Below are 1,826 nucleotides of genomic sequence, written 5' to 3' on the forward strand. Positions count from 1 at the left end.
AGTAAGAATTTAATTCCAATAAGACCGAATCGTAATTTTAATCGGCATAAAGATAAATACAGAAATAGAGTCAAACCAAAGGTTACTAAAAATCAGCGTGATGCTTTGTGAAATAACCTTAACTTAATGACATTGAGCTCGCGCCAGCAGCAGGTGCAAACTCGGACTATCTGGGGCTGATGCAGATCACAATTTTTCTTTTAGTCCTTATGGTTATTGTATCAATAATCCTGTTGTTTTGATTGATCCCAATGGAATGGATTGGTTTTACAATGAAAATACGGGAAGTGTAATTTATGTGTCGAGTCTACAAAAAGGAGCCGAAGAGCATATGGAGGAAGGATGGACATGGATGGGTGAAAATGAAATGTTTGCTAATGAAGATATAGGTACGGATGATGCAGATGTAATAGAATCCAATAAAGAACTTACTTCGGATTATAATACAAAGGTCACTTATGGAAAAGATGGTACATCTAAAATGACTACTACAGCTTTATTTGAAGGTAAGAATGGTGAAAAATTTATGAATAATAATGGATATAAATTAGCACCAAAAGAAATGTATCATATGAAAGATTTTCTTCATAATGGTTTTCCAATAAATGCTCCTAAGTTTACTCAAAATCGTTCTCTTGAAGTTTGGACTAAGTATACATATATTAATAAAAACATGGTAGGATATGCTAATGATATAGATGTTTTAAAAGAATATGAACGAGCATTTGGTTATATTTCTTTATCTCATCGATCAATAGAATATTTTAAGATGAATAATTATCTTCAAAAGGTATTGAATTATGGAAATACTGCATATGATTATTACTCATTAAGCATGAATAAGAAATATGTAAATGTAATACGAGGATGGGATAACTTACCAAAAAACACATTACTTGAACCATGGAGAGGAAAATAATTAATTTACTACTTATAGCACTTGTAGTGTCATGTAGCTATACCCCTAAGCACTTGAATAAACTCGAAAAACTTAAGAGTGAAATTGAATTAAGTGAGGTTAATTGGGCAGAGATTAAATTACAGAATTATAAAAAATTTATCACAAGTTCAATCTTTATTTATCCTTCAGGCAAAGATGCATTTGGTTATTGTGGAGGCTTTTTATTTTTTGAATTAGATAAATGTAATTTTGATTCATTGTATGGAATGTTAAAGCAGAAATCAATAAAAATGAGTAATATAAGAGACACTAGTAATTTATATATTACAAATAATGCTGACAAACACTCTAAATCAGATATAACATTACCGGTGCCTAGTATTAATCATATATATAGTCCACTAGTTGAAAGCAATTATTCTTTTAGTGAAAACTCCCAATTCATTGTAACAGGATTTCAAAAAGGAACTTTTCTTGATGAAAAATATATTAATGCGGGGAATAATTTACGTAATCTAGTAATAGATTATAACGGATACAGTTTGGGTGCGTTGGTGGATGAAGAGCAGCAATTAATAATTTTATGGGTTATGGTTTGGTAGTTTTATAACTATCATAAGTCCCCTTGATGGAGCGAGTATGCACTGCCTGCTAGTACGAGTTTGCTCCCAGATAGCTATCGGGTTCGGACTCTGCGAAGCAGAACTTGCAAATTTGTCACATGATTTTATGGGAATAGGTTTGTGGTTTATTTAAAGCCACAAGTCACGTGTAGCGGTAATGAGAGAGGGTGTAGCTTGAGTTTGGATTGTTTTTCTGTATTCACAGGACACGAGCTACAAGCTCGCGCCCAATGTCATTAAGTTAAGAGTGTAAGTTATTGAAAAACAGTAGTAGTAGCGAGGTTTTTAGAGATTTTTTTGCT

At 32.3% G+C, this 1,826-nt stretch carries 2 protein-coding genes; both read left to right on the forward strand.

Going from position 1 to position 1,826, the window contains the following annotated elements:
• The first annotated feature begins 238 nt into the window (after positions 1–238).
• Positions 239–919, forward strand: coding sequence for a hypothetical protein (locus ELS83_RS21570; RefSeq protein WP_171597612.1), 681 nt, complete (start codon positions 239–241; stop codon positions 917–919).
• A gap of 53 nt (positions 920–972) precedes the next feature.
• Entirely contained in the window at positions 973–1,503 is a 531-nt protein-coding gene (locus ELS83_RS21575) for a hypothetical protein (RefSeq protein WP_171597613.1), read from the forward strand.
• Positions 1,504–1,826 lie beyond the last annotated feature (323 nt).

The organism is Marinifilum caeruleilacunae (genome assembly GCF_013141825.1).
GTDB classification, from domain to species: Bacteria; Bacteroidota; Bacteroidia; order Bacteroidales; family Marinifilaceae; genus Marinifilum; species Marinifilum caeruleilacunae.